The organism is Flavobacteriales bacterium, assembly GCA_016700415.1.
Classification (GTDB): Bacteria; Bacteroidota; Bacteroidia; order Flavobacteriales_F; family PHOS-HE28; genus PHOS-HE28.
In genome coordinates this window covers 3,226,161-3,252,174 of sequence record CP065018.1, presented here as the reverse complement: position 1 = coordinate 3,252,174, position 26,014 = coordinate 3,226,161, and the positions used below count along the sequence as shown (strand labels likewise).

Below are 26,014 nucleotides of genomic sequence, written 5' to 3'. Positions count from 1 at the left end.
TTCGTCCCCTCCCTTTATTCCACCACGATGCGTTTCACCACGTTCAGCGTGGCGGTACCCACCTTCACCATGTACACACCTGCGCTCGTGTGCGACATGTCCAACGTGCGGGAGTACACACCACCAACGTTGTCCAACGTGTAGTAGGCCAGCAGCTGGCCCTTCGCATCGTAGATGGAGACCGGCAGCTTCTCGCTGGACGGGGTGGTGGTATAGGTGAGCAAGAACTGCGCACCGGGCAATGGGCGGATGTTCAGGTTCGCTGCGTTGGCAAGATCGGTCCCGATACCCACCGTGCCCGTTATGTTCGCCGTGTAATCGTTGGTACGGCCGTAGTTCATGTTCGCACAGGGTTGCAGCAGGTTATTCCCATCGGTACCCCGGACGCGCATGAGGTGCATGCCCTGCGTTACACCCGTGATCGTTGTAAGGTTGACCGTGAACGGAAAGTTGGTATCCGCATTGGGCACGGTACCGTTTGCGATACGTTCACTTGTCTCGAACGTGAAATTATCATTGAAGTCGATCCAGATCGCGAAGTCGGAATCGTCATATCCCATTTCCAAGGAAGACACGAACGGATTGTCGGACAAGACGAAGTTGAACACGATGTCGGGCTGGTAGCTGTACCCTTCAGGCGCGGTGCCACAAGCTGGCTGGATGTTCTGGTCCGCCAACTGGAGCTGCGTTACGCCATCATTGTATCCCGCACAATTGGATATCGGTTGGCAGATGTTATTGGTCACCGCCTTCGTGAAGTCATCGTTGCTCGTGTCCCCGTCATCAACAGCCTCTGTTCCGGCCACAAGGCTATAAGGGCCGAGCGCGGAGAGATCCGCCGTGGCCGTGAACGTGTAATTGGCGGATGCCCCGGCCGCAATGGACCCGGTATAGGTCGCCTGCACCGGCGTTCCTCCGTTCACCGTGTAATAGACCGGAACGGAGGTCTGGGTAACGCTACCGAAATTGGTGATCCCGATGGTCACGTTCTCCGTGGCCGTTAATCCGGTCCCGGTGGACGGGCTTGTGATCGCCGTAACGCCAAGGTCAATTCCCAACAGGTGTGTCACGTTCTGCGTGGTGGTATCGTTCCCGTGGAATTCATCCGCGGCATAGCTCGTGTACGACCGCATGGCGTAGGTCTGACCGACGGTGGAGAAGTCGCTCGTTGTGGCGAAGGTGTGCTGTGCCGATACGGCAGAGGCCAAGGTGCCCACATACGGCTCGGTAATTACCGCGCCCCCATCGACCTGGTACGATACATCAAAACCGGATGCCGGGCCTTGACCGTAGTTGAATACCGTAACGGTCACCGGCTCTGCATTGGTCAACGCCCCGTCCGTTGGTGTGTCGATGGTGATCACCCCCACGTCGTTGGTGAAGTCCGAAGCGATCTGGAATACACCGACCACATCGGCACCACCACCGCCATGGTTATACTCCGTGATGTACCAGAATTCCTTTCCGTTCACCGGATCCACATCGATCTTGCCATAATCACCATATCGGAAGCCGCTGATGTTGCCGGTGCCTGCTGAGATCAACTCCTCGGAAACGGTCATGGTACCGGCCGGGTCACTTGCAAAGCGCCCGGTGTAGTACGAACTCACGCGAAAGTTGGTAGGGCTTGGTGTTGTGGGCCCGGCCATGCTCGTATAGCCCATGCCTATGTTGCCGTACTGGTCCATCGCCAAGCTCGCATTCCAAGCATGTTTCCCATTTTCAGCGGTGTAGGTCCCTTCCTGCTCAATGGCCCAAGGTGCATTATCGGCGGGTTGGCGCAGTTCGTACCAGCGCACGGCGGCCAACTCACCTGCCGTGGCATCCGCATCCACAACAAAGTTGAAGACCGCGGAATTGTGCCCCGGGAACTTGCGGAACTGCGCTTGGTTCATGATCGTGGCCTGTAATGCATCGAGGCTAGTGCCTCCTCCCGGTTGCGCCAGGTTGGAGAAGCTCCCGCCATCGAACACCGAAATGAAGGGTGTGGCCGCCAACTGGGTCGCCGCCGAGACCGAGGAGTTGGCCGGTGTGGCCCAATCCACATCGATCGTCCAGACCTTGATGTGATCGAAGTCGACCCCGGCCCATGCATCATCCTGCAGGTAGATCGCCGTAGCACCGCCGGCAGCGGGCATGTTGGCATCCGTAACGTTAAGTACCTGCGGACTTTGGAACCCGCTTGTGACGATGCCGGGAAGGTTGAAGCTCTGGATGCCGGGTGTTGCGGCTCCGGCAAGCATGGCCGACCGCTCCAACGCCCATACTTTGTTGTTCGACGAAGTATTGTCCGTGATGTAGTAGCCATCGCTCCAAACGGAGAGCTTTTGATAATCGCTGATCTGGGACACCGAGTAGAGGTTCCATGACGTGGTCAACGGGTCAGGTCCTTCCGATACAGCAACCTCGGCCCCGTTGCCCAGGAGCGATAACACCCAACGGTCCGCCGCGGCATCATAGGAAGCGGTGAGGTCGCAACAACCGGTTGAGGAAAAGATATTGTTCGTGTTCAACGGCCCTGTAAGCGCATTACCTTCCTTATCGTAGATGATGAAGCCCGTATTGAAAACGATGAACACGTGATCAGGACCAACACCCAGCGTGGGGTCCGATGGCGATGAAACGTTGTTGTTCACATCGAAAACGAGCGAAGCGTCCCGGCTCTTGACCTGTCCTTTGAGCCGATCCGGATGGCTGGCGAGGACATCGTCCTGCGTTTGGCTGTCCTTACCCGGCACCACCAGATTCTTGGATGCCCTCCCGTCATTCGGAGCCTCGGTCAAAGGCACTGCAGGGTTCAACATGGACCGCGAAGAGAGCGACGGCACCTCCCGTATCTTGGTTATGACCCCGGTGTAGGTCGAGGGACCGGCCACGTTCGGAGAAGGAGCCTGTGGGGCCTCCTGAGCAAGAACGACGGTGCCCACGGCAAAGAGTGCAACGGATACTACTGAGGTAAAGGAGCGCATAGAGGTTGTTTTGGGACAAACTATGACCTCCGCGCCTTAGGGCCGGAATAATATTCCATCACTCTTTGGATCCCGGACCGGTCCCCACCTGATCGAACCCGGATCATGCCATCACGCGGACCCGCAGATCTGCTATGCTGCGGGGATATGCCGCAAGTTGCTGGAGGATCTCGGCTACATTGCACAGCAACTCCATCGGAAGCGTATCATCATGTACATGGCACGCAGGTTGCACTTCGCCGACCACCTAAAGAAACGCCGCTATGAAAATGCTCCTCGCACTGTGTGCTACCCTCACTTTCGCAGCTTGCACCCCGCAAAAGGAGCTTCCTGTTGCTGCAGAACAGGAAGCGCTATCGCCCCCGGCCGAAATACCGAAAAAGAACGGCACGATAGGCGTGATCCATCAGGCCACGACCAAGGATGGCTGCCCGTGGACCATTCAGATCAAAGAGGTGGAGTACCTGCTGGACCCGACCGACCTGGAAGAGGAGTTCATGGTCGATGGCCTCCGTGTACGCTTCGACTACCTGCCATTACGCATGAAGAACCGCTGCAAAGAAGCGAACCCGATCAGGGTGCTTTCGATGGTAAAAATGAAATAGCGGTTTGAGTTCGTGGAGCCTCTCGGCCACCAGTTGAACGGCCGGGACAGGATCGGATTTCGGAACACCTACTGGCCGATCTGTGTTCGATGGCTGTCAGGACAGCGTTACTGCTTGACCTGGTAATGGTGCAGCGTAAACCGGTTCCAGCCCTTCTTCGTCCTGCTCTCCACCGCCCAGTTGAAGCCGCCGTCGGCGTGGGGCCAATAGACCTGCCGCGCAATACCTGCCGGCATCTTCGCCTCGAAACAGATGGCGTCGGTGTGAATATCAGGCGCAGTGCTGAGCACGCCGCTGCTGCGCTTGCCATCCGAGGTGAAGGACCAGAACGAGAGCACGCCATTGTCCGCGCCGAAGAGCGCTCGTTCTTCATACGCGCCTTTGCCGAAGTGCCACGCGCAATCCAGCGCGATGTACTTGCCGCCGAGCACCGCCGTGAACACGCGCGTGCATCGCACCTTGCCCATCGGTGAGTCGGCGCCCGCTTCCCAGCTGCCGAACAGCGGTGCCAGCGGCCCGAGGGTGCCGCGTCCTTTCTTCCAGATCATGGGTGAATGGGTTTTGGACAAAGGTGGGGCGGATGGGGGGCGCACGTGAAGAACCTATCCTTTCCTGATCCGTTCGATCAACGCATCGATCTTATCCTTCGGAAGTCGCGAGTTGATCTTCTTCAAGGCTTTCAGCTTATCAATGCACGCAACTGGTTGAACAAGCTGCTTGACCCATATCTGCTCGACCACCCAGAGACTACCATGCACGTCCAGCCGCCGAGCCTTGCATTCCTTCCATAATCGACCATCTCCGGAGAGGACCGTCGCGGTCAGCTTTCCGGCTAAGTGAATGACTGAACGGTCCGTGAAGTGCAACACATTCCGTGTGGTCATCTCCATGATCTCCCTGATCTCTACATCCGTGAAGCGATCGATGAGCATTCGTCCGCCGCCGATATGTGGGACCAGTAACGCTGACTGCTCCTTGTTCAATTCGTTTGTGACGAACCCGGTCGTGTGCACCTCCAACGACAATGCGAAGAACGCCTCAAGGGCATCCACGCTCATCAGATCAATGAACACATTGGTATCCGTCACGACCAGGACTGGGTGCCTCGACGAACCTCGGTCGGTTGTCACGCTTGACTATGGTTTGGCCAGACGAGGCGTGACGAGGGAGGATACTGGAAGTCTCCGACCGAGGAACAACGAAGTATGGGCAGACCAGAGGCATGCGCCCGCAGGGTTGGCCCGAAGGGACAATGACTCCGATCCAAGGTTCGTCGTGGCACCCATTATATCACTTCGCTGTACTTCTTGCGGAAGTCACCCATCTTCATATTCATCAGGTCGGCCGCTTGATTCAGCGAAAGGATGTCCTGCGCCAAACCCGAAAGAACGAGTTGCTCGAAACGCACCGTGCGCTCGGGCATCTTGTAATCATCCGGCTCACCCTTGCCGAAACCCGCCATGTTGTAGTTGATCAGCGACCGTTTGTAGGTGGCATCATTAATGATCCCGAGGTCGTATGAGCGACGGATGATCGCCTTGAACGAAAGGCCCCAACGTTGCTTCCACTCGACCAGTTCATCCAGCATGAAGCGCGCGCGCCTTGGCCCCACTCTGTCCATGAACTGCTCACGCGGCCACAGGAAGGCCCCGGCGAAGCGATGGCAGATATGTTCCTTGGTTTTGTGATCGAGATCATCCGGAATGTTCAGTAACGCATGTCCGAGCTCATGCGCTGCGGTAAAGCGCTTGCGCACCACTTCCTTCTCGTCATTCATCACGATCACCATGTGGTCGTCCACTCGTGCGTTCAAGCCATCGAATGGGCTGGAGGCATGGCATTCCATCACCTTGATCGCTTGTTGCTCCAAGGTTTCATACACACTCGGTATCCCGTCCACCCCCAGTTTCCAGCGTCTCCGTAGGAGTTCCGCCATTTCTTCCGCCTGTTCGGGCTCGGTCACTGCGTCCTCCTTCGCCAGCGGGTTCACGAACCTCTTTCCGGCACCCATCAAGCGCTCAGCTTCCAAGTAGCGGCCCATCTCATCCGTGATGCGGCTCAGGATCGCATCGCGCTCCTTGGCGGGCAGGCGTAACGTCTTGCGGAATTCAATATGCTCCAACTCCACCTTCACCGGGTCTTGTCGGAAGAAGAAGTTCACGGTCACGTCCAATGCATTCGCCAGCGCGATCAACTTCTCGCTGTCAGGCATCATCGTGTCCTGTTCGTACTTGTGCAACGCCTGTTTGGTCACGAGGCCTTGCAGCTTGTCGGCCAGACCTTGATAGGAAAGCCCAGCCATCTTGCGCGCCAGTTGAAGGCGCTCGCCGAAGGTGCTGTGGACGTCGTCCATTTGTGCTGTGTTGAGGGTTTAGGACTTGGTTGACAAATGTATATACATTTACATTATTCGTCAACCTTGTCGATCGATCGCCGAAGATCGTCGATCAACGCACTGAAAGTGTCGATCAACCTGAAATCCGCGCCCAGAGCGAGATAGTTTTGCAAGCAGAAACATACAACGAAGATGGGAAAGAAGAACCAACATGTAGTCCCGCACGGAAACGACTGGGCGGTGAAACGCGAAGGTGGGAAGCGCGCGACCGTGGTCGTGCCGACTCAAAAGAAGGCCATCGAGATCGGTCGGGAGATCTCCAAGAACAACGGATCCGAGCTGATCATCCATCGCCCGGATGGTAGGATCCGGGACAAGGACAGTCATGGCAAAGACCCTTATCCCCCCAAAGGCTAATGACCAGGAACAACTCCTTTCAGATTGCAGCCAACCATGGCCTGCGCTCCGCTGACCTTATCAAATCACCCAAGAGCCTCTTTGACCTCGTTCAGCACTACGCGCTGTTCTGGGGTTATGACGCCAATGGTGATGCATGGGTTGTAGAGAACCTCGTCGGACAGGGAGTGGTTTTCACGCGCATGGATCACTTCCTCGTTCGTGTTGGCAGGATCACAGAGATCACTTCCTTCCGAGGCGATGAATGGGCGCGCCAAGGCGTGATCGATCGTGGAAACTCACGCATAGGATGGAAGTACGATGCCTTCAATTACAACTGCGAGCACTTTGTCAATGATACACTGAACTTCGTCAAAGCGAGTAAACAGACCGACACGGTTAAGGGCGTTCTTGCCGGGCTGACCGTAGTATGCGTCATCGCGGCGATAGCACGAAGAGCTTAGCAGGAACTACTTTGCATGAAAGTATTTGATGAAAACCGCGGCATTCCAACTCCATGTCTAAGACCAGCCAAATCGAAGGTGCGCTCTCGCGCATGAACCAAGCACGCTTCGAGCGCCTATGTACAAGGATACTACCACGCCTAGGCTATCCCCCGATAGATGCGACGGGTCGGGTGCTAGGAGAGGACAAGACCCGTGTGGCACCATACGATGGGTGGTTCCAACTTCCGCGCAAGAAATACGGCTTCATGCAATGCACCACAGAGAAGGGCAAGGGGTTGCTGCAAAAGCTAAAGAAGGATTACGCGAAGTGCCTGAAAAAGGAACTCACCGGCATAGCGAAGCCTCGTGTCGGCAAAATCGTTTTGTGTCTCAACCGTGGGCTCAGCGCTTCTGACCATGCCTCACTGCAACAGCTGGCACGACGCCACAAATGCCCGCTGGAAATCATCGGTCCCAGCATTTTGGCACCTGAGCTATCCTCAGGGTCAGTCGATATCGCAAAGGATGAACTAGGCATTTCGATCGGCACCGGCCAACTTCTTTCGAAGGAGGAATTCAAGCGGCATGCGTCGCAAGGGAAGTATGCCACCAGCTACGAGACGAAGTTCCGATTTAGGGAGAAGGAAGTCCAAGAAGTTCTATCCGCACTTGGCTCCCACTCAATCGTAATACTACGTGGTAAACCAGGCGTTGGCAAATCCCGATTGGCCCTGGAGGTGACTAACCGATACTGTTCTGCACACATTAAAATACGATCTCTATGTATCGTTGACAAGAGCCTCGACCTGTATGAAGATCTTACCCTGACGTGCGGTCAGGCAGGCGACTATCTGCTGCTCGTGGACGACGCGAACCTGTTTGAAAAAGGGCGCCTCAAACACGTGATGCGCCTGCTGACCGACAGCGGAAGCGATCGGCAATTCCGACTGCTCCTAACCGTGCGGGGGTATGCCGAGAAGGATGTTGCAAGAGTGGTGGACGAGTTCGGTGCCGCCAAAGTGATTGAAGTACAAGCTTTAACTGATGAGCAGATCGCAGAGTTCCTGAAGGACGAGTATGGTATTCGTAACCATCGCTTCCTTGACAAGATTTCCAGGCAGGCTCAAGGGAACATGCGTCTCGCGGCCATGATCGGAGAGGTGGCACGTGAACAGAAAACCTTTGAGAGCATCAGGTCCGTGGAGGACATCTACAACAACTATTTCAACTCCCGCCTCGGTGACGAACTAACCACTGTAATCCAACCACAGGAGCTGAAGGTCGCGGCTATATTCTCCATGTTGCGCACTGTTAATCGAGGGGACGAGAACCTGATGGCCAGGATCCTCGCCGTCACTCAATTGAGCGAGGATGAATTCTGGGAGGGGGCGAGTCGGTTGCATCGGATAGAGGTCATTGACATGATGCCACAAGGCGTCGGGAGGGTAGCGGACCAAGTCCTCGCGGCATACCTCTTTCACCGCTCAGTTTTTGGACAGGAACCGTTCATCGACTTGGCTGCGATAATCGCACATTTCATTGAGGAAGAGCCTTCACGAGTGGCTGAGGTGCTCAATTCTACGTTCAGCGCTTTCGACTCCGAAAAGACTCTTGCCAAAGTGAGACAAGCCGCTGAGGTAGCACTAGCGCGGTTCGAGGCCGAAGGCAACTCCAAGGCTCAACAGAAATACCACGAGTACTTCTGGTTCGTGGATCCAACTCGCACACTCGCCTTCGCGCGTGGACTCATAGAAGCAATGCCTACCGAACAGGGATCTGCCTCTCCAGACTTCAGTGACAAGGCGCGACAACAAGTACACTGGCGTCCGGATGCATTGAAGGTGTTGGATGGCTTTGGTCAGACCGTGGACGTCCATCGTACGGAAGCACTGAAACTTATGCTGCAATTCTTGAGGAAGAAGCCCAGTTCGGCACCGGAAGTCGGACAAGCCTTCCTGCAAACCTTTGGTGTTGATCAGCGCTCCTTCGAACACGACTATCACGTCCAGCGCAAAGCACTAGAAGATTTGGTAGCGCTTGACCCAACAGGTACCGACTCGCTGGTCACAGGTTTGTTCTTCGCTTTTGCAGAGCAAGGACTCCACTTGGAATACAGACACTTCGGATCGGGCCGTAGAAGGAATGTCGTGACCATTTCCCATCACCAAGCAGGTCCATCAACTGGAATGCTGGAACTTAGAAACCAGCTATGGTCATATGCGTTCGGCTTGTTCGTCAACCCTGGTCACCGTGCTCAGGTGTTCGACCTTCTGCGCTCATACAAGAACTCATTCTGTACCCAGCCGAATAAGGTTGTTCAGCAGGCTGATGCAGACCAGATCCTACAGTTCTTCAACGACCATCTGAAGCCCTCAAACTTGAAGCACTGCTTCTTCGTGCATGACATGGTCAATTCCTGGATGCGCCACAACCTGAAAGTGCTCTTGACCATTTCCGCGCGCTTCACCAATCCTGAATTTGAGTTATCTCGTCTCCTTGTATTGGATAGAAGCCGATACGCTGATTTTGATAGGGACGAATGGAAAGAGCTTTGGCATAAGGACCTACGTGAATTTGGCGCAAGTCTTAGTCCGTTTCAGCTTCGCAAGACAATCGCTCGTACGAGCGTGATAGCCCGGACAGAAAGTAGAGGTCATTGGCCGCAGGATATCAACTTCGCGCTGGCTCAAGTAATTATTGGTCATTTCGAGGACCAGCCTGTTGATGCCATTGCGGCCATTCTGGGGCATCTCCGTCAAGGCAACCGGTTAAACATTCCATGTGGGGTTCTACTACCACTTCTGTTCAATGCCCAAGGCAAGGAGGAAATATTGTACTTCATTGACGAGCACCCGTTTATGAACCGCTGGTTCTGGACCATTGAGTACTTCGAGCTTGTCACTCGTGACGATCCGGAAAAGGCCAAGGAACTTGCACGTTCGTTCCGTGAACGGATCTTGAATTGTCAGGAAGAGCAGCTCCATGTTCCAATTACCCTCCTTCACCGCTTCGAGCCCTACGACCCCGGAATCACAGTGGCCGTTGTCCGATACATCATAGACCGGTTCCCCGGTGATAACTCTGTTCCATGGGCCTTCCATGACTTGTTCTATGACAAATGGTACCCAATGGAGGATGTGAAGCGCGTGTTCCATGATGAACTTGAATTGCTTCAGCGCGCATACTTCATTGCAGCAACTGAGTACAGCATTGACCGGCAGCGTGGTTGGTTTGATGACCTGCTCGACCTCGACCCATCGTTCCTGTCGAAGTGGGTTGGATGGAAGTATGAGCGATCAAGACCCGCTGATCCGAGTGATGAGATAGGTGCATTTGAATTTCTCTGGAAGCGTGACGATACCGAACACGTTTTGTCAACCGTACTTGACGCCGTTGAAACGTTGAAGGATGGTTTCTATGGGGATGACGAATACTTAGCCTCCTTCCTGAAGTTGGACAGTGCCGATATTGAGTCGGCTCTGCTTGCTAGGCAGGATAAGTTCTTGTCGGATGAGATTGAGCGACACCATTCGAACGAGCGGCGCATGAGGCTTCTTTTCGACATGGCGCATGATCTCCCTCCTGATCGCCGGACTGCACTCATTGCAAGTCTATTGGCCTACATGCCCTCGGAGAAGCTCTTCAGGGACGTGCTCTTCAACGAGGGCTCAGGCATTACTAGAGGTAGTCTCGTACCCAAGTACAGCCAGCGGGTTTCGTTCCTAAAAGAACTGCGAAAAGCCTGTACGCGGCCAGAGCAAATCCAGTACATCCGACTACTCGACGACCATATGGAGTATGCAAGTATGCGCTTGGAGCGCGAACAGGTTGAAGACTATATGGATGCTGTCTTGTGAGCGCACTCCGCGTTAGGGATTGTACCGGAAAGCCCACAGGCCGGTAATCCGGCCGAGGACTTGGAGGGAAAAGCCCGACGGCGCTGCATTTGAGGCGGGGGCACGCCCAAACCTCCTACATATTCCTCCGGTACTGCCCCCCAACCTCAAACATCGCATCCGTAAGCTGCCCAAGCGAGCAATACTTACAAGCCTCCATCAACACAGCGAACATGTTCTCATTCTTGATCTTGCCCAACGTGCTGTGCGCTGCCACGGCGTGAGCGGATGGAAAGTCGCTTAGGCATCTTCGGCAATTTCCCGGAATAGAGCGTCTCGAAGCGGAAGCACATCTCCCAATCATCCCAAAAGACATCCACGTTGCGGTGCAGCTTGAACTTCCGGAAGCGGGTCACATCCAAGTACTGGCTGTTCATCGGATTTTGCCCGGCCGCGCTGAGGAAGGGATGAAAGTCGATCTCCGAAACATGACCGTCCGTGAAGGTGAAGCGGATGGCGTAGTCGTGCAAGTAGGTGGCCTTCTTGATGCGGACGTCTTCAGCGATCTTCATTTGATGCGGCGTGTTATGCGCTCCGGTTTGATGCGCTTGTGTTCGACATAGAATGCGGTCCACTTCTCCACGATGTCGCTTTTCATGGCGCGGACGAACGATTCGGCTTCGCGCTGCTCCTTTTCATTCAGCATGGAAGCACCCCGCTTGGCCCGCCAACGGAGTTCCGTTAGCTTGCCATCTACGATGATGAGCATGATGATGCCTTCACGACTACCAGCCTGTACATGCAGGTGCATCGGATCGTGATCATCGCTGTAGAACAGGAAGATGAGACCGAAGTATTCGTAGAGTTTGGGCATTGACCCAAAGGTAGCACCGACGATGCGTCCCTACATATTCCTCCGATGCTGCCCCCAACTTCAAGCATAGCCTCGGTCATCTGCTCCAACGAGCAACCCTTAGTCGCATCCTCGGTGGCACGGTCCCCATCCACGGTCGATACGTCTACCTCTTGATCCGCATCAATTCCTTGCCCGCGACTTTGATCACATTCAATTCCTCATCTGGAATGAGTGTAGGTATCGTGAACAACTCATCTGCGATGGCTTCCTGCTTGATAGACACAAGCGTCTGGGTTGCGGTTGTCATTCCCTTCACGGTCTTAACGATCTGCACAGGTAGCACTCCTGAGATCTTCAGAAACTCGGCCCAGCCATCATACACGTGCCCTTGGAACAGGGATGCGTCCACGGTCAGGCGTGTCGGATCGTAGTAGTAATCATAGGTCCCGGTCTTCCATTTTACGCGCACAATGTTGCACACTGCTCCCCCGAGCATGACCGTAGTGTCCAGCTTCTGCACCGTCGGTATTGTGCCCATCATGGATGCCTCTAGGTCGACCGACGCATCCATTACGGTGCAGATGTCCGATGCTTCACCATCTTGCATAGTGTGGATCCTGTTGCTTGCTGCCGTGTATATGTTCCATGACGCCGGATGCGTGTTCAGGGCAGTGCGATAATTCCCTTGCTTATACGAAACGGTGATGGTGTCCGTGTATGATCCGTCCTCTTTCATTTTGGCGATCATGATGTCCTTGGTCAAACCCATTTTCTCCATGCGTTCTTCCACCGTGAAGTCGGCAACATAGATCAGGGCTCCTTCGAAGGATTGTCCGCAAACAAGCCCTGAAGAGACAAGCGCGAGTAATGCAATGATCGACTTCATAAGTGCTTTGAATGATGAATTGATCTTGGGTTCCGAATCATCAGATACGCGCAACCAAACTTGGTCCGGCAGCTGGCTCGTCTATTCCGCATCACATATTACGTCGATACTGGCCTCCCACCTCAAACATAGCATCCGTAAGCTGCCCAAGCGAGCAATACTTACAAGCCTCCATCAGCACAGCGAACATGTTCTCATTCTTGATCGCCGCATGCTGCAGGTCATTCAACGCCGCAGCGCTTTCCGTGGCGTAGGCCTTCTGCAAATTCTCCGCTGTTTGGATCTGCGCCTGCTTCTCCTCCTCGGTGGCGCGGATCACTTCCTTCGGAAGGACCGTCGGTGAGCCCTTGCTGCTGAGGAAGGTGTTCACGCCGATCACGGGGGAGTCGCCGTTGTGCTTCAGCGTTTCGTAGTAGAGGCTTTCCTCCTGGATGCGGCCCTGCCTGCCGGCAGGCAGGTGCGCTATACGTTCTCGACCAGACATCATCACATGTTTCTTCTATACTGGCCACCCACTTCAAACATGGCATCCGTCAAATGCCCAAGGCTGCAATACTTCGTCGCTTCCATGAGCATCTCGAACATGTTCTGGTTCTTGATGGCGGCTTCCTGAAGCTTCTTGATCCAGACCGCAGACTCTTTCGAGTAGGCTTTCTGCAAATTCTCCGCCGTCGCAATTTGCGCTTGCTTCTCTTCTTCCGTTGCCCGTATCACTTCCTTGGGAAGTATCGTCGGAGATCCTTTCGAACTCAAGAATGTGTTCACCCCGATCACCGGATAGTCGCCATTGTGCTTCAACGTCTCATAATACAAGCTCTCTTCCTGTATCCTTGATCTTTGGTACATCGTCTCCATGGCGCCGAGCACGCCGCCGCGTTCGGTGATGCGGTCGAACTCGGTGAGCACGGCTGCTTCCACCAGGTCGGTAAGCTCTTCGATGATGAAGGAGCCTTGCAGGGGGTTCTCGTTCTTGGCGAGGCCGAGCTCTTTGTTGATGATGAGCTGGATGGCCATGGCGCGGCGCACGCTTTCCTCGGTGGGCGTGGTGATGGCCTCGTCGTAGGCGTTGGTGTGCAGGCTGTTGCAGTTGTCGTAGATGGCGTAGAGCGCTTGCAACGTGGTGCGGATGTCGTTGAAGTCGATCTCCTGCGCGTGGAGGCTGCGGCCGCTGGTCTGGATGTGGTACTTCAGCATCTGGCTGCGCTCGTCGGCGCCGTAGCGGAGCTTCATGGCCTTGGCCCAGATGCGACGCGCCACGCGGCCCATCACGGCGTACTCGGGGTCCATGCCGTTGCTGAAGAAGAAGCTGAGGTTGGGCGCGAAGGCGTTGATGTCCATGCCCCGGCTGAGGTAGTACTCCACGTAGGTGAAGCCGTTGCTGAGGGTGAAGGCGAGCTGGCTGATGGGGTTGGCGCCGGCCTCGGCGATGTGGTAGCCGCTGATGGAGACGCTGTAGAAGTTGCGCACCTTCTCGTCGATGAAGTACTGCTGCACGTCGCCCATGAGCCGCAGCGCGAACTCGGTGCTGAAGATGCAGGTGTTCTGGGCCTGGTCCTCCTTGAGGATGTCGGCCTGCACGGTGCCGCGGACCTGCGCGAGGGTGTCGGCTTTGATCTTGGCGTAGACTTCTTTTGGTAGGACTTGGTCGCCGGTTATTCCGAGTAAGAGCAAACCCAATCCATTGTTTCCCTCCGGGATCTCACCGTGGTACTGGGGCCGCAAGCCGCTAGCTTCAAGCTTCAAGCTTGAGGCTTGGGGCTTATGGCTTGTAGCTCTCCACCGTGCAGCGATCTTCTTTTCGACTTCGTCGAGCAAGCCGTTCTCGCGGATGTACTTCTCGCAGTTCTGGTCGATGGCGGCGTTCATGAAGAAGCCGAGGAGCATGGGCGCGGGGCCGTTGATGGTCATGCTCACGCTCGTCTTCGGGTCGGTGAGGTCGAAGCCGCTGTAGAGCTTCTTGGCATCGTCGAGACAGCAGATGCTGACGCCGCTGTTGCCCACCTTGCCGTAGATGTCGGGGCGCCGTCCCGGGTCGTGGCCGTAGAGCGTCACGCTGTCGAAGGCGGTGCTGAGGCGCTTGGCGGGCAGGCCTTGGCTCACGTAGTGGAAGCGCTTGTTGGTGCGCTCGGGGCCGCCCTCGCCGGCGAACATCCGTGCGGGGTCCTCGCCGGTGCGCTTGAATGGATAGATGCCGGCGGTATAGGGGAAGAAGCCGGGCGTGTTCTCCTGCATGGCCCAGCGGACCTTGTCGCCCCAGCTGCGGAATTTCGGCAGCGCGACTTTCGGGATCTTCAGGTGGGCGAGGCTCTCGGAATGGTTCGGCACCTTGATCTCCTTGCCACGCACGTGGTAGGTGTAGAACTCGCCGCTGTAGCGCGCCTCTTCCGCTTTCCAGCCGGTGAGCATGGACCAGAGGTGGGGGTCGAGGTCCTTCTTTAATTCGTTGAATTTGTTGGCGAGGGCTTCAAGCTCCAAGCCATAAGCCCCAAGCTTGCTCGTAGTCGAGCTTGCAGCTTGTGGCTTAAGGCTTGCGGCTTCTTCAAGAAGATCCGGTCCACCGAAGGTGAGGACAGCGGAGTACAGTCCATATAGTTGATCCGCAATATCAGCCTGCGTATCCACTTTGGAATCATACCTCCTATTGTTCTCGCTGATCTCACTCAGGTAGCGGCTCTTCGCGGGCGGGATGATCCAGACCTTCTCGCTCATCTCGTCGTGACCGTGGAAGGTGCTGTGGAAGTCGACGCCCGTCTTCTCCTTGACCTTGCGCATCAGCCGCTCATACAGCGTGTTGGTGCCGGGGTCGTTGAACTGGCTGGCGATGGTGCCCACCACGGGCAGGTCCTCGTCCTTCGCGTCCCACAGTTGGTGGTTGCGCTTGTACTGCTTCTTCACGTCGCGCACGGCATCCAGCGCGCCGCGCTTGTCGAATTTGTTGATGGCCACTACGTCGGCGAAGTCGAGCATGTCGATCTTTTCCAGCTGCGTGGCGGCGCCGAACTCGGGCGTCATGATGTAGAGCGAGACGTCGCTGTGGTCGAGGATCTCGGTGTCGCTCTGGCCGATGCCGCTGGTCTCGAGGACGATCAGGTCGAAGCCCGCGGCCTTGAGGATGCTCACCGCCTCCTGCACGTACTTGCTCAGCGCGAGGTTGCTCTGGCGCGTGGCGAGCGAGCGCATGTACACGCGTTCGCCGCGGATGCTGTTCATGCGGATGCGGTCGCCCAGCAGCGCGCCGCCGGTCTTGCGCTTGCTCGGGTCCACACTGATCACGCCGATGGTCTTTGTGGGTTGATCGATCAAAAAGCGGCGGATCAATTCATCCACCATGCTGCTCTTCCCCGATCCGCCCGTGCCGGTGATGCCGAGCACCGGTGCCGTGCTGGCCCTGGCCTTCGCGTGGATGGCGTCCTCCACTTTATTAAAAACCTCCGGATGGTTTTCCGCCGTGCTGATCAAGCGCGCAATGGCGGGCCAGTTCGTCGGCGACAGGTCCTTCACTTCCGCTTTCACATCATCGCTGATGTCGAAGTCGCACTGCTCCAGCATGTCGTTGATCATGCCCTGCAGGCCCATGGCACGGCCATCGTCGGGATGGTATAAGCGTGTGATGCCGTATGCTTCCAGCTCCTTGATCTCCTCGGGCAGGATGGTCCCTCCTCCCCCGCCGAAGATCTTGATCCCGCTTCCCGGGCGGGACGGGTCATGCCCTGCTCCCTTCTCTTTCAGCAGGTCGAACATGTACTTGAAATACTCCACGTGCCCGCCCTGGTAGCTCGTCATGGCGATAGCGTGCGCGTCCTCCTGGATGGCGGTGTTCACCACGTCCTCCACGCTGCGGTCGTGCCCCAGGTGGATCACCTCGGCGCCGGAGCTCTGCAGGATGCGCCGCATGATGTTGATGGCGACATCGTGCCCATCGAACAGCGACGCGGCGGTGACGATGCGGATCTTGTGCTTGGGGACGTAGGGCGGGATAACGGGATGGGACATGGCGCGAAGCTATCGCCTCTTGGCCGTTCGACCTTTACCCATTCTGGCCTATCACTCGGGCCGGGCGTTTCGTCCAGGCCCGGTCGTCAATGAACGACTATGATCCTGGCGCGTTCAGTGTGCCCGTCAGCGAATACGGCCTGAAGCACGTACGGACCATTGCGCAACTCCTCCACGGACAAATTCATCCGTTTCGATCGGCCTATAGGCTGGTCAACAATGGCCTTTCCGAGATGGTCAAACACGATCAGCCGGACCACTGCCTCTGCGCTCTCACCGCTCTCTACTTGCAGGAAGGTTGAAGCTGGAATAGGGAACACCTTCAAGTGTGCCCCATTCGCCGGGTCGTGGATCCCCAAGGACGGTGAGTTGTACTTGATGACCGCCAAAGCTCCATCCGCTGCTTCGGTAAGGACATCACCGATAGCCGGTACCGCGATATCGATCGCGCTATGGAAGTCTGCGGTAACGTAGAGCACGCCATCGAACGATGCTAGGCCGACATATTGAGGCCCATTTCCAGCTTCGGTATAGGCGTGACCCATCAGGAATTCCCCATCGTTAATGGAATACTGGGCGAACCCCATATCGTAATCCGGTTCATCAGTCGCGACCGTCAGATCACTGAAACCGGGGTCTAAATTGAAGTCACCGCTGTACGCCAGACTGGCATAGAACGTACGGTCATCCATGGCACAGAGCTTCTGGAAATGACAAGGGCTCTCCGCCGGAAAATGGCGAAACCAGTTGATCTCCCCGTTCGCATTCACGCTCATGAGCAGGAGGTGGCGAAAGTTCGTCCCCCCCTGATATTGGTGCATCACACCAGCCACTTCCACCGAGATCTCCCCCCTGAACTCACCACCCACGATATAGCCATTCGCTTCTCCTTCACATGCGAGCAGGCCCATGTGCTCCCAGCCGCCATTGAACGTATGGGCCCACACCAACCCGAAATCGGCATCGTACCTGGCCATGAAGAAACACACGTTATAGCCGCTGAGGATCTCGGTACCCGGACCGGGGTCCATATCAATACTGTGCCTAAAATCCCCTGTTATGAAAACCCCGCCATCATCCGTTACCACCAGATCGTAGCCCGTTGATCCAGAGTCGTCGGCGCGGAGATGGAGATACTGCAGAAGCTGCCCATCCGGATCATATTTCGCAACGAAGGCACATTGCCAATTGCCATTGGCGGCTAAGACGGTCTGCCCACTGTCCAGAGTGAGGTTGCCTTCGAAGTAGCCGATCACGTAGAGATTGTTCATCGCATCGCAGGCCATGCGTTCCACTTGAGCGAAAGTGGGTGTTCCATCGGCGGACTTGAAATGGATGACGTATTGGAAATGCCCGAGGCTGTCGTATTTGGCGATGTATCCATCCTCATTGCCATCCGCTTGTGAGATTACGGTACTGTCCGGCCCGGGATCCACATCCAAGGTGTATTCCAGCCTACCAGCCAAATAGACCGCACCGGTACCGTCCGTGGTAATACCCAGCGGCCATTCGGTCCCACCTCCACCGAGAAGAAATGCCCAGGAAGGTGTGCCAGCCGCAGTGAAGCGTGCCAGGACGGTCTGGCTTCCCCCTGAGGAGTCGATTGAGACCACTGCCCCTCCCGGACCCGATACCTGCACACCATTATCTGGCCCTGAGGCGACGACGCCGGTGACAAAAAGTGCTCCCCAAGGATCCACAGTGCAGGTATTGGCATCATGCTGCGCTCCGGCCGCAGCACCCGAAACGCGACCATAAGGCTGGGGATGTGTTCGGAGCTGGCCTGACCATTCCACTTGGAGCTGCGCAACCAAGGAACAACTCAACAATACGAAAGCCAGGGAAACCCCATACTTCCCGTGGTCGTTCGAGCTCGGCACATCAAAGCCCTGAGTGGTGCCCACACTGATCTTGTGTCTGGGGACGTAGCGTTGGAGTTGTACGAAAGCGGACATAAGTGGGAAGTTACCGGGTGATATGGTCTTTTCCTGTGCCGCTCAGGATGCGCCAAGCATGCTGAACGAAGCGATGTCCCACGCAGGTGGGAATGTTGATCGCGGCATCGTGCCCATCGAACAGCGATGCGGCGGTGACGATGCGGATCTTGTGCTTGGGGACGTAAGGCGGGATAACGATGTGGGACATGGCGCGAAGATATTGGAGGGGCGGGTGATTGGTGGCTGGTGATAAGTGACTGGGGCCGTCGCTCCCGTCTCAGGGGATATCACGCCCGGAACGCTAACTTTGGTTCGATATCCAAGAACATGAAGACCACACGCGAACTCACTGCGATCATCGAACGTGATGGCGATGGCTATACCTCCCTTTGCCCGGAGTTGGATGTGGCCAGCCAGGGCAATACGATCGAAGAAGCCCGCACCAACTTGATCGAAGCCTTGGAACTCTTCTTCGAGACCGCTTCCCCAGCTGAGGTCGGCGACCGGCTCCATGAGGAAGTGCTGGTCACGCGAGTGCGTGTTGCAGTCTGATGCGGACACTCAGCGGCCGAGAGGTTTGTGCGATCCTGAACAAGCACGGTTTTGAGCAGGTACGCCAGCGCGGCAGTCACATCATTATGCAAAAGCAGATACCGGGGTCAACGGTAACGGTGCCGGTTCCCGACCACAAGGAGTTACGTATCGGCACCTTGATGTCCATTATCCGGCAAAGCGGATTGGACCGGTCGTTGTTCGCTTGATGCATTCTTGAGACCATGTCCTCCACACTATGTCATGCCCATCGAACAGCGACGCCGGGGTAACAACGCGGACCTGCCTGCCGCAGGTTAGGTCTTGTTCTTGGGGACGTAGGGCTTGATGATAGTGTGGGACATGGCGCGAAGATATTGGGGATGGGGCTGATGGGCGGCCGATCAGCTTAGCCTGATGCACGGGCCGGGCCACTCGAACTTGAGCAGAAGATCCCGAACAAAGAGAGAACCCGCAGGAAAGTCAGGGCAAAGACACCTTCATAGAGGGCCCGGCCACGGTCAGAAAGCAGCCAAACACCGATTTCGTCACATACAGGACTTCCGTCAGGTTTTGGTCCGGGACCTTCCCTAACTTCGAGCAATATCAAACCAAACCATACCATGTCCAACGCAACAAGCACACCCCCAAAGCACCTCGCTGACCTTCATTTCGAACACTTGACCTGGACCCGGCAATTCGATTTCTACAAAAGCGAACTGCATTACTTCCAAAAGCGCTTGGAGGAGATCGCGCTGCGCAACACGGATAAGGACATCCTCAGCGAGGTGGAGCAATTCCAGAACCAGTTCACCGTGCAACGTGACGTGATCGACCGCTTCCTGCATTCCATCCACCTGCATGCGGATGCCTTGGAGAAGGACGTCACGAAGAACCCCGTGGCCAGCGACCACCGCCTGCACCACGACCACGCCGCGGAACGCGAGCAGTTCGAGACCTTTGAACGGCTGTTCGCTGAGCTCCGGAAGGATTTCATGGAGCACCTGCGCCGGTGGATGTGATGCCTGCGTGAAAGCATATTGGTGATCCGGGGTGCCCCGGCCTCCGGGCCGTGCCCAGAATAGTTTGCGCGGCGTGGCAGCGGAGGCAGCGTTATTGCCCTCTGCAATGTCGTTGTAGTAAATCCCTCCAATGAACCGTCGCTTCACAACCTTCCTTGGGCTCCTCGCCGCCTTCGGGGTACAGGCACAGGACTACCTCGCCAATGACCCGGTCTGGCGCGTTCAGTCCATCTGTGCAGTGCCTGTACCCTGCATCGCCATCGATAATTACAGCTATCACACCGCTGGGGATTCGGTGATCGCCGGTATCAACTGGACCAAGATCACGCGCCAGGGGACCATCAGCTATATGTGGCAATCCCTTCCCCCGGTACCGCAGAGCTGCGAAGGCTCCACCAGCTATGGACCCGAGTTCTACCCGGTCCAGCTCATTCGGCAGGAAGGACGCCAGATGCACATTTGGGACGGCAGTTCGGACCAACTGCTCTACGACTTCGACCTGCAGGTGGGCGACACCTTGCCGATCAGTTGGAATAATTGGAATGAGGAAATCACCGTTATCGCCGTGGACAGTGTGCTAGTCGGCTCCGAGATGAGGGCACGCTATGAGATGGGCAATAGCTGGGCGCAGTACTTGATCGAAGGCATAGGCACGGACCACGGGTTGTTTGAGCCCATTTCAATCGCCTTTGATTGTGGATACAGCTTGGGGTGTTTCGGGCTTGGCAACATGAGCTACTACCCTCTTCCGGCGACAGGAAGCTGCGAGGGTTCCATGCGCATTGATGACCACGCCCCAAGGGTACCCATAAGTGTCGCTCCCGTTCCCGCTACCGACCGCCTGACCCTTCGCGGATCCCAAAGCCGTGAGCATTACACGATCATTGACCCATGGGGCCGGGCCGTTCTGCGTGGTGAAACCCGGCAGAGCGAGACCGAGATCGACCTGTCTACGCTGTCCAATGGGATGTATTCACTGGTCATCGGCCGTTCCGTGCTGCGGGTGATCGTGATGAAGTGAATTGAGGATCAACCCTCCCGCCACCACCGCTCGTGGAACTCGGACAACGCATCCAGCGCGATCACATCCCCGATGCGCGGCGTGATGATCGGCATGCCCAGCTCGTCCGCCTTCTTCGTCACCCGTTCAATGGGATCGGTCCAACTGTGCATGGCCAGCACGAAGCTGCCCCAATGGATCGGCATCATCACCTTCGCTCTCACATCCAAGCCAGCCTGTGCCGATTCCTCCGGCATCATGTGGATGTCGGCCCACTTCTCGTTGTACTGCCCGCACTCGATCATGGCGAAGTCGAAAGGCCCGTACTTGGCACCGATCTCCGCGAAGTGCGGCCCGTAGCCGCTGTCCGCGCTGAAATAGATGTTGTCCTTCTTCCCCCGGATCACCCAGCCGCCCCAGAGCGTGGAGAAGCGGTCCGTATGCCTGCGGCCTGAGAAGTGGCGCGCAGGTGTGAAAGCGAAATGCAACCCTTCGTGATCGGCCTCGTCCCACCAGTCCAGCTCGTGGATCCGCGATGCTTCTATGCCCCACGCGCGTAAATGCAGCCCCACGCCCAAGGGCACAAAGAACTCCTTCGTCTTCGCCTTCAACGCCTTGATGGAACCATGGTCCAAGTGATCATAGTGATCGTGTGAGAGCAGGACGGCATCGATCTGCGGCAGGTCGGCGATGGCGATGGGCAGGCCGTCGGTGAAGCGTGACCGGCCCATCCACGGGTAAGGCGCAGGCGTGGAACCGAACATGGGATCGATCAACAGGTTCTTGCCGTCGATCTGCAACAGGAACGCCGAGTGACCGAACCAGACCAAGCGTGTGCTTCCGTTGGGTGAAGCGATCTCAGCGGGATCCGGGTGCCGCACTTGGATCTTCTCCTTCGGCGCGCGGTCCTCTCCCCCGGCAATGAATCCCGCAAGGGTCTTCATCATGTCCTTCGCGGACATCGACATGCTGGTGGGAAGCAGGTTCTTGAATTTCCCGTTCTCGAAGTTGGGCGAAGAGGCGTATTGCTGTTTGTCCATGCAGGTCTTTACTCCGCCGTTCCGCGGAGGGGTACAAAGTTCGCAACGGCCGTGCTCTCGTATGCAGTGTGCTCACCGAAAGCAAAAACTCCCCGGTATCGTCCCTGCGTGGAAGGTGTTCAGTAGGCTTCCATCGGGACGGTAGCGGTAGATCATGCCGCGCTGCACGTAATCGATGGCGTCGCTGAGGTAGATCGTGCCGTCAACGGGGTCTACGCCCAAGGCGTAAAGGTTGCGGCCATCAGCAGGGACGAAGGCTGAGGCGGGCAGGCTGCTGTCGGTGATCGCCATGCGGTAGGCGCCGCCGTTGAGGAAGTACAGCGTGTCCTTGCCACCGGTGATGCTCAAGCGCCACGGGCTATCAGAAGCGTTCGGAAAGGGAAACGACGCTTCCACCTGTGCCGTTTGCGGATCGATCCGATACAAGGCCGACGGTGTGCCGCCACCGCCGGTACAGGCCACCCAGAGCTTTCCGTCGGCATCCTCCACGATGCTGTTGGCACCGCGGCTCACCGCGATCGTGTCCAACACCACGTCCGTGGCGGGATCGACCACGTGGACCTCACCCCGTGTCTCATTCGTGACGAAGACCTTGCCGACAGCCAGTGCCAGTTCCTGGGTCGCGGCAGAGCTCGGGATATGGCCGGTGATGCTGTTGCTGGCCAAGTCCACCACCGCGATGCTGCTGGCATAGAAGTCCGAGACGTAGGCTTTGCCATTGCTCACGGGCAGGATGTAGCGCGGCGAGGTGAAACCCGTGATCGTCGCCGTGGCCGTGAACGTGTTCGGGTCCACCACCACCACTTTGCCGGAGTTGTTCACCACCACGTATGCCTTGTTGTCGTGCAGCACCATGGACTGGCAAACGTCGCCGATGGACACGCCGTTCGCAGGCTCATAGAGATCCTCCGTGACGGTGGCCGATGTGATGTCGTAGTAGCTCACCTTCGCGTTGCCCCACTGGAAGTTGCCCTCGTTGGTGATGTACACGCCACGACCTTCACCGATGGTCACCGGCGTTTCCACCGGGCTTTCGGGCTTGTCCTTGCGGCAGCCGGTGATCGCGAACAACACGATCAAGGCGATCACCGGTAGTTGATGCATTCTGTTCATCTTCCGTATCGACCTTCCGATCATGGTTTTTCGTTCCCGGCCTTGTTCGGCCGGTTGAACCGCAGATCGATGCCTACTTGATAATTCCGCAGCGGCATCGGCCGGTTCATCATCACTTGGTAGGGCTCGTCAAGCAGATTGAAGCCTTGCGCGGTGAGGCCGAGCACATACTTGGTACCCGATGCGAGGCGATAGGAGATCGCGGCGTTCAACAGCAGATAGGGCTCGAGGAAATCACGGTTGTCCGTGCTGGTGTAGCGATAGCCCGTGTAGTGGGCGCTACCGGTCACCGTGAGGTTCTTCCAGCCCACGCTAAGCGTTCCATGCCCACTATACGTCGGCACGTAGATCAACTGCTTGCCCACGGAGGCATCGTTCGCCGACTTTGCATGCTCATTGGTGGAGACCACATAGTCCGTCATCACATCCAGCTTGATGGTGGTGCCTTTCACGCGCCAGGCCAGGCCTCCGCGCAGTTCCACCCCGCGGCTCCAAACGTTCATCAGGTTCTGCGGGCTCCAGTACGCACCGGTGGGCAGCCAGATGATCCAATTGTCCATCGTGCGCTGGAACCACGTGGCCTCGCCGCTGAACGACACAGCCTTCGCGGTGACGGTCTTTGCCGCCAGACCGACCTCTCCGCTGTATCCGCTTTCCGGCAACAGGTCGAGGTTGCCACCGGGCTGCCAGTACAGGTCGTTCAGGGTGGGGATGCGGTACACCCGGGCCAGGTTCACCTTTGCCGTAAGTCCCTTTCGCAATGTGTATGCACTCCCCAGCGACCAGGTGAAGGGCACAAGTTCCTGTGCCACCATCTCCTGCCGCAACGAAGCCGTGGTGACGGAACGCCGGTCCTTGGTGGTGAAGCGATAGGAAGCAAAGAGCGCGGCGCGGTTCTGCATCGGCCGTTCCGGGTAACCGTCCGAAAGCGCTTCAGCGAAGTTGTTGTTGAGACCGATCGCCAGCAGTTGTCGTTCCTTCGGACGGATACGCATTTCCGCTTCGGCGATCACTGAGCGCGACCGGCTGAATGCCGCACTGTCGGTACTTGGACCATGCCACCACAGCTGCTCATCGAACCAGGCGGCGCGCACGAAGCTGGTGACCTTTTCACCACTGCGTTGCCATTCGGAAGTGGCGCGTAAGCTGCGGTCCTGCTGGTGGTCCGTGCTGTTCGTCTGCAGCAGCGTGGGCGGTATCTGGCGATCGCCGTCCGCGTACCAGAGCCGTAAGTTGACGTTCTGTCGGTTGTTGATGCGGTAATAATTCTCCGAAAGGATCCCCTGTTGTGCGAGCTCCGCATTGCGTTGTCGCCGCTCGCGATCTCCGTTCAACGTATTGTCGCGAAACGAAAAATCATTGCGTGCAGCGATGTTGTATCCACGGATGGAGGAGGCCCATTTCTTCTTGCTGAACAAAAGACCAAAGTGCTGCCTGAGATCCCCGAAACTTCCGAAGGCGGTACCGGCGTCCACGGTCAAGCCTTGATCGAATTCCGGCTCCGAGTTCAGCAGGATCGCGCCGCCCACGGCACCGCTTCCCCACAGCGCACCGGCACCGCCGTATTGTATGCTGACGTTGTTCGCCAAGCTCACAGGCACCAAGGAAAGATCGAGCTGACCGTTCATGGGGCTGCCGAGGTTGAAGCCGTTCCACAGGATGGCCGTATGGCTCGCGCTGCCGCCACGGAAGGAGGTGGTGGCCAAGCTGCCCAAGCCGTAGGACTTGATGAAGATCGGACTTTCGTTGCGCAACAGTTCGCCGAGGTCCGTGGCCTGGTAACGGGCCAGTGTAACGCTGTCGATGGTCTGCACTTTCACGCCCGCATCAAAGCCCGTGAGCCGCTGCGCGCTGATCACCACATGGCCCAAACGAACCGTGTCCAAGGACTGCTGCGCGGACGCAATGCTCCCTGAAAGAAGCACAAGCGGAAGGATCAAGCGACGGGGACACATCGGATGGGAATGGAATACGGATGGGGAAGCGATCGCACTTCACCCTCCCTGTTTCCGTTATTGCACGGCGATCAAGCGTTTGGCATCGCCCACTTGAAGCACGTACATCCCCGCAGGAAGTGATCGCACATCGATCGTGGCGACCGCACTGTTGACGGTCTCACGGGCCATGGTGCCTCCGGCCATATCGTACAGCACGACGGCTTGTTGTCCGGCGGCATTGGATCGCACATGCAGGATGTCCGTAGCGGGCTGAGGCCAGACCTGAACAACGGCGGCACGCACCTCATGGATGCCGGCCGGGATCGCGGCAGGCACCGCTGCCCCCGGCTCGATCGCGGGATTGAAATCCGTGTACGAACAGCCGAAGAGGCCGCCGTTGCCCACCGTTTCACCGATGCCCATGTTCGAGTCCCAACCGCCTTGGTCGTTCCCGCTCCACGTGGACCAGTAGTCCGGGCTGCCACCGATCCCCGCATGATCGCCGTATGTGGCGTCGCCAAGAAATCCTCCGGTGGTGACCGCCGTGAAAGCCGGGTCGGCAACGGTGATGTCGTTCAACATGATCTCCGCCGTCACCGGGCCATCATGCAGATAGCCCCAGGCAAAGGAGGAAGCGCCCGTGCCGTCCTGAAAATCGACAACGAGCACGGAGCTGTCCGCACCTGCGCCGGCCCAGTACTGCACCTGGGAGAATTCGAATTGTGCGTGTGACGCTGTACTTGCGGTTAATGCGAGAAGTGTGAGAAAGTGTCCGGTTGTTTTCATGGTATTCCTTGTTGAGGTTTCTTTCAAAAACCTCCAGGAATACTCGTGCTTGCATGCCGACGCGGACCGAGGGCACAGGAGCACGCCTCTTTCCTGGAAGCGATCATCCATTGTGCCGGTGACAGGTCTTCTGGCTCGCCTTCCTCCCCGGCGCCTTCCCATCTTCCTCGCGGTTGACAGTGGCTTGTTGCCGGTTCGGCTCTCAGGCTTACAGCTTCAGGAAAAGCCCAGGTATTGCACCTGATTCCCTTTTAACCCCGGTTGTTAAGACGGGGATCATCAGCGCGGCGAAGATAGTGTGATCAGATGATCAGCTGATCCGTCCC

At 57.0% G+C, this 26,014-nt stretch carries 23 protein-coding genes and 1 riboswitch; of the genes, 8 read left to right on the top strand and 15 right to left on the bottom strand.

Annotation, left to right across the window (positions count from 1 at the left end):
* Window positions 1-14: 14 nt before the first annotated feature.
* A complete protein-coding gene (locus tag IPP95_13550; GenBank protein ID QQS72183.1) occupies window positions 15-2,804 on the bottom strand; it encodes a T9SS type A sorting domain-containing protein in 2,790 nt (929 codons plus the stop codon).
* Between the two features lie 434 nt (window positions 2,805-3,238).
* Here IPP95_13550 and IPP95_13545 point away from each other — a divergent pair, with 434 nt between their 5' ends.
* The gene (locus IPP95_13545; protein QQS72182.1) at window positions 3,239-3,574 is read left to right on the top strand and encodes a hypothetical protein; all 336 of its coding nucleotides are present in this window, start codon (window positions 3,239-3,241) and stop codon (window positions 3,572-3,574) included.
* Window positions 3,575-3,681: 107 nt separating this feature from the next.
* On the opposite strand, the gene IPP95_13540 is transcribed toward IPP95_13545, so the two are convergent.
* From IPP95_13540 to IPP95_13530, 3 genes are all read right to left on the bottom strand, one after another.
* On the bottom strand, window positions 3,682-4,122 hold the full coding sequence (locus tag IPP95_13540) for a hypothetical protein (protein QQS72181.1): 441 nt from the start codon (window positions 4,120-4,122) through the stop codon (window positions 3,682-3,684).
* Between the two features lie 54 nt (window positions 4,123-4,176).
* Window positions 4,177-4,632 carry a hypothetical protein gene (locus tag IPP95_13535; GenBank protein ID QQS72180.1) on the bottom strand — a complete coding sequence of 152 codons (456 nt, stop codon included), beginning with the start codon at window positions 4,630-4,632 and terminating at the stop codon, window positions 4,177-4,179.
* Between the two features lie 227 nt (window positions 4,633-4,859).
* The gene (locus IPP95_13530; protein QQS72179.1) at window positions 4,860-5,927 is read right to left on the bottom strand and encodes an ImmA/IrrE family metallo-endopeptidase; all 1,068 of its coding nucleotides are present in this window, start codon (window positions 5,925-5,927) and stop codon (window positions 4,860-4,862) included.
* Between the two features lie 174 nt (window positions 5,928-6,101).
* Here IPP95_13530 and IPP95_13525 point away from each other — a divergent pair, with 174 nt between their 5' ends.
* From IPP95_13525 to IPP95_13515, 3 genes are read left to right on the top strand one after another with little or no spacing between them, the layout of a single operon-like run.
* Window positions 6,102-6,326: a DUF2188 domain-containing protein gene (locus IPP95_13525; protein QQS72178.1), complete on the top strand. Its 225-nt coding sequence runs from the start codon at window positions 6,102-6,104 to the stop codon at window positions 6,324-6,326.
* Window positions 6,326-6,769, top strand: a complete 444-nt coding sequence (locus tag IPP95_13520) for a hypothetical protein (protein ID QQS72177.1) — start codon at window positions 6,326-6,328, stop codon at window positions 6,767-6,769. Before IPP95_13525 ends, IPP95_13520 begins: the two co-directional genes overlap by 1 nt.
* Window positions 6,770-6,822: 53 nt before the next feature.
* Window positions 6,823-10,608, top strand: a complete 3,786-nt coding sequence (locus IPP95_13515; GenBank protein QQS72176.1) for an ATP-binding protein — start codon at window positions 6,823-6,825, stop codon at window positions 10,606-10,608.
* Window positions 10,609-10,826: 218 nt separating this feature from the next.
* Here IPP95_13515 and IPP95_13510 read toward each other — a convergent pair whose 3' ends face one another.
* From IPP95_13510 to IPP95_13480, 7 genes are all read right to left on the bottom strand, one after another.
* Window positions 10,827-11,159, bottom strand: coding sequence for a DUF2442 domain-containing protein (locus IPP95_13510; GenBank protein QQS72175.1), 333 nt, complete (start codon window positions 11,157-11,159; stop codon window positions 10,827-10,829).
* Complete coding sequence (locus IPP95_13505; GenBank protein ID QQS72174.1) at window positions 11,156-11,461, bottom strand: DUF4160 domain-containing protein; 306 nt, start codon at window positions 11,459-11,461, stop codon at window positions 11,156-11,158. The genes IPP95_13510 and IPP95_13505 overlap by 4 nt, the downstream gene beginning before the upstream one ends.
* Window positions 11,462-11,606: 145 nt before the next feature.
* Window positions 11,607-12,329, bottom strand: coding sequence for a hypothetical protein (locus tag IPP95_13500; GenBank protein QQS72173.1), 723 nt, complete (start codon window positions 12,327-12,329; stop codon window positions 11,607-11,609).
* 91 nt (window positions 12,330-12,420) lie between these two features.
* Window positions 12,421-12,816 carry a methylmalonyl-CoA mutase gene (locus IPP95_13495; GenBank protein QQS72172.1) on the bottom strand — a complete coding sequence of 132 codons (396 nt, stop codon included), beginning with the start codon at window positions 12,814-12,816 and terminating at the stop codon, window positions 12,421-12,423.
* Entirely contained in the window at window positions 12,816-16,322 is a 3,507-nt protein-coding gene (locus IPP95_13490; protein QQS72171.1) for a cobalamin-dependent protein, read from the bottom strand. The genes IPP95_13495 and IPP95_13490 overlap by 1 nt, the downstream gene beginning before the upstream one ends.
* Window positions 16,323-16,408: 86 nt before the next feature.
* Window positions 16,409-18,277, bottom strand: coding sequence for a hypothetical protein (locus IPP95_13485; protein ID QQS72170.1), 1,869 nt, complete (start codon window positions 18,275-18,277; stop codon window positions 16,409-16,411).
* A 10-nt stretch (window positions 18,278-18,287) separates the two neighbouring features.
* Window positions 18,288-18,467, bottom strand: coding sequence for a hypothetical protein (locus tag IPP95_13480; GenBank protein QQS72169.1), 180 nt, complete (start codon window positions 18,465-18,467; stop codon window positions 18,288-18,290).
* A 119-nt stretch (window positions 18,468-18,586) separates the two neighbouring features.
* On the opposite strand from IPP95_13480, the gene IPP95_13475 reads away from it, so the two are divergent.
* From IPP95_13475 to IPP95_13460, 4 genes are all read left to right on the top strand, one after another.
* A complete protein-coding gene (locus IPP95_13475; GenBank protein ID QQS72168.1) occupies window positions 18,587-18,811 on the top strand; it encodes a type II toxin-antitoxin system HicB family antitoxin in 225 nt (74 codons plus the stop codon).
* On the top strand, window positions 18,811-19,020 hold the full coding sequence (locus IPP95_13470; GenBank protein ID QQS72167.1) for a type II toxin-antitoxin system HicA family toxin: 210 nt from the start codon (window positions 18,811-18,813) through the stop codon (window positions 19,018-19,020). Before IPP95_13475 ends, IPP95_13470 begins: the two co-directional genes overlap by 1 nt.
* Window positions 19,021-19,413: 393 nt before the next feature.
* Complete coding sequence (locus IPP95_13465) at window positions 19,414-19,812, top strand: hypothetical protein (protein ID QQS72166.1); 399 nt, start codon at window positions 19,414-19,416, stop codon at window positions 19,810-19,812.
* A gap of 130 nt (window positions 19,813-19,942) precedes the next feature.
* Window positions 19,943-20,833 carry a T9SS type A sorting domain-containing protein gene (locus IPP95_13460; GenBank protein ID QQS72165.1) on the top strand — a complete coding sequence of 297 codons (891 nt, stop codon included), beginning with the start codon at window positions 19,943-19,945 and terminating at the stop codon, window positions 20,831-20,833.
* 8 nt (window positions 20,834-20,841) lie between these two features.
* Here IPP95_13460 and IPP95_13455 read toward each other — a convergent pair whose 3' ends face one another.
* The 4 genes from IPP95_13455 to IPP95_13440 all read right to left on the bottom strand — a co-directional run bounded on the left by IPP95_13455 (window position 20,842) and on the right by IPP95_13440 (window position 25,688).
* On the bottom strand, window positions 20,842-21,852 hold the full coding sequence (locus IPP95_13455; GenBank protein ID QQS72164.1) for an MBL fold metallo-hydrolase: 1,011 nt from the start codon (window positions 21,850-21,852) through the stop codon (window positions 20,842-20,844).
* A gap of 72 nt (window positions 21,853-21,924) precedes the next feature.
* On the bottom strand, window positions 21,925-22,965 hold the full coding sequence (locus IPP95_13450; GenBank protein QQS72163.1) for a YncE family protein: 1,041 nt from the start codon (window positions 22,963-22,965) through the stop codon (window positions 21,925-21,927).
* Window positions 22,966-22,985: 20 nt separating this feature from the next.
* Complete coding sequence (locus IPP95_13445) at window positions 22,986-24,920, bottom strand: TonB-dependent receptor (protein QQS72162.1); 1,935 nt, start codon at window positions 24,918-24,920, stop codon at window positions 22,986-22,988.
* A 57-nt stretch (window positions 24,921-24,977) separates the two neighbouring features.
* Window positions 24,978-25,688 carry a T9SS type A sorting domain-containing protein gene (locus IPP95_13440; GenBank protein QQS72161.1) on the bottom strand — a complete coding sequence of 237 codons (711 nt, stop codon included), beginning with the start codon at window positions 25,686-25,688 and terminating at the stop codon, window positions 24,978-24,980.
* 102 nt (window positions 25,689-25,790) lie between these two features.
* A riboswitch (cobalamin riboswitch) is annotated at window positions 25,791-25,984 on the bottom strand.
* Window positions 25,985-26,014 lie beyond the last annotated feature (30 nt).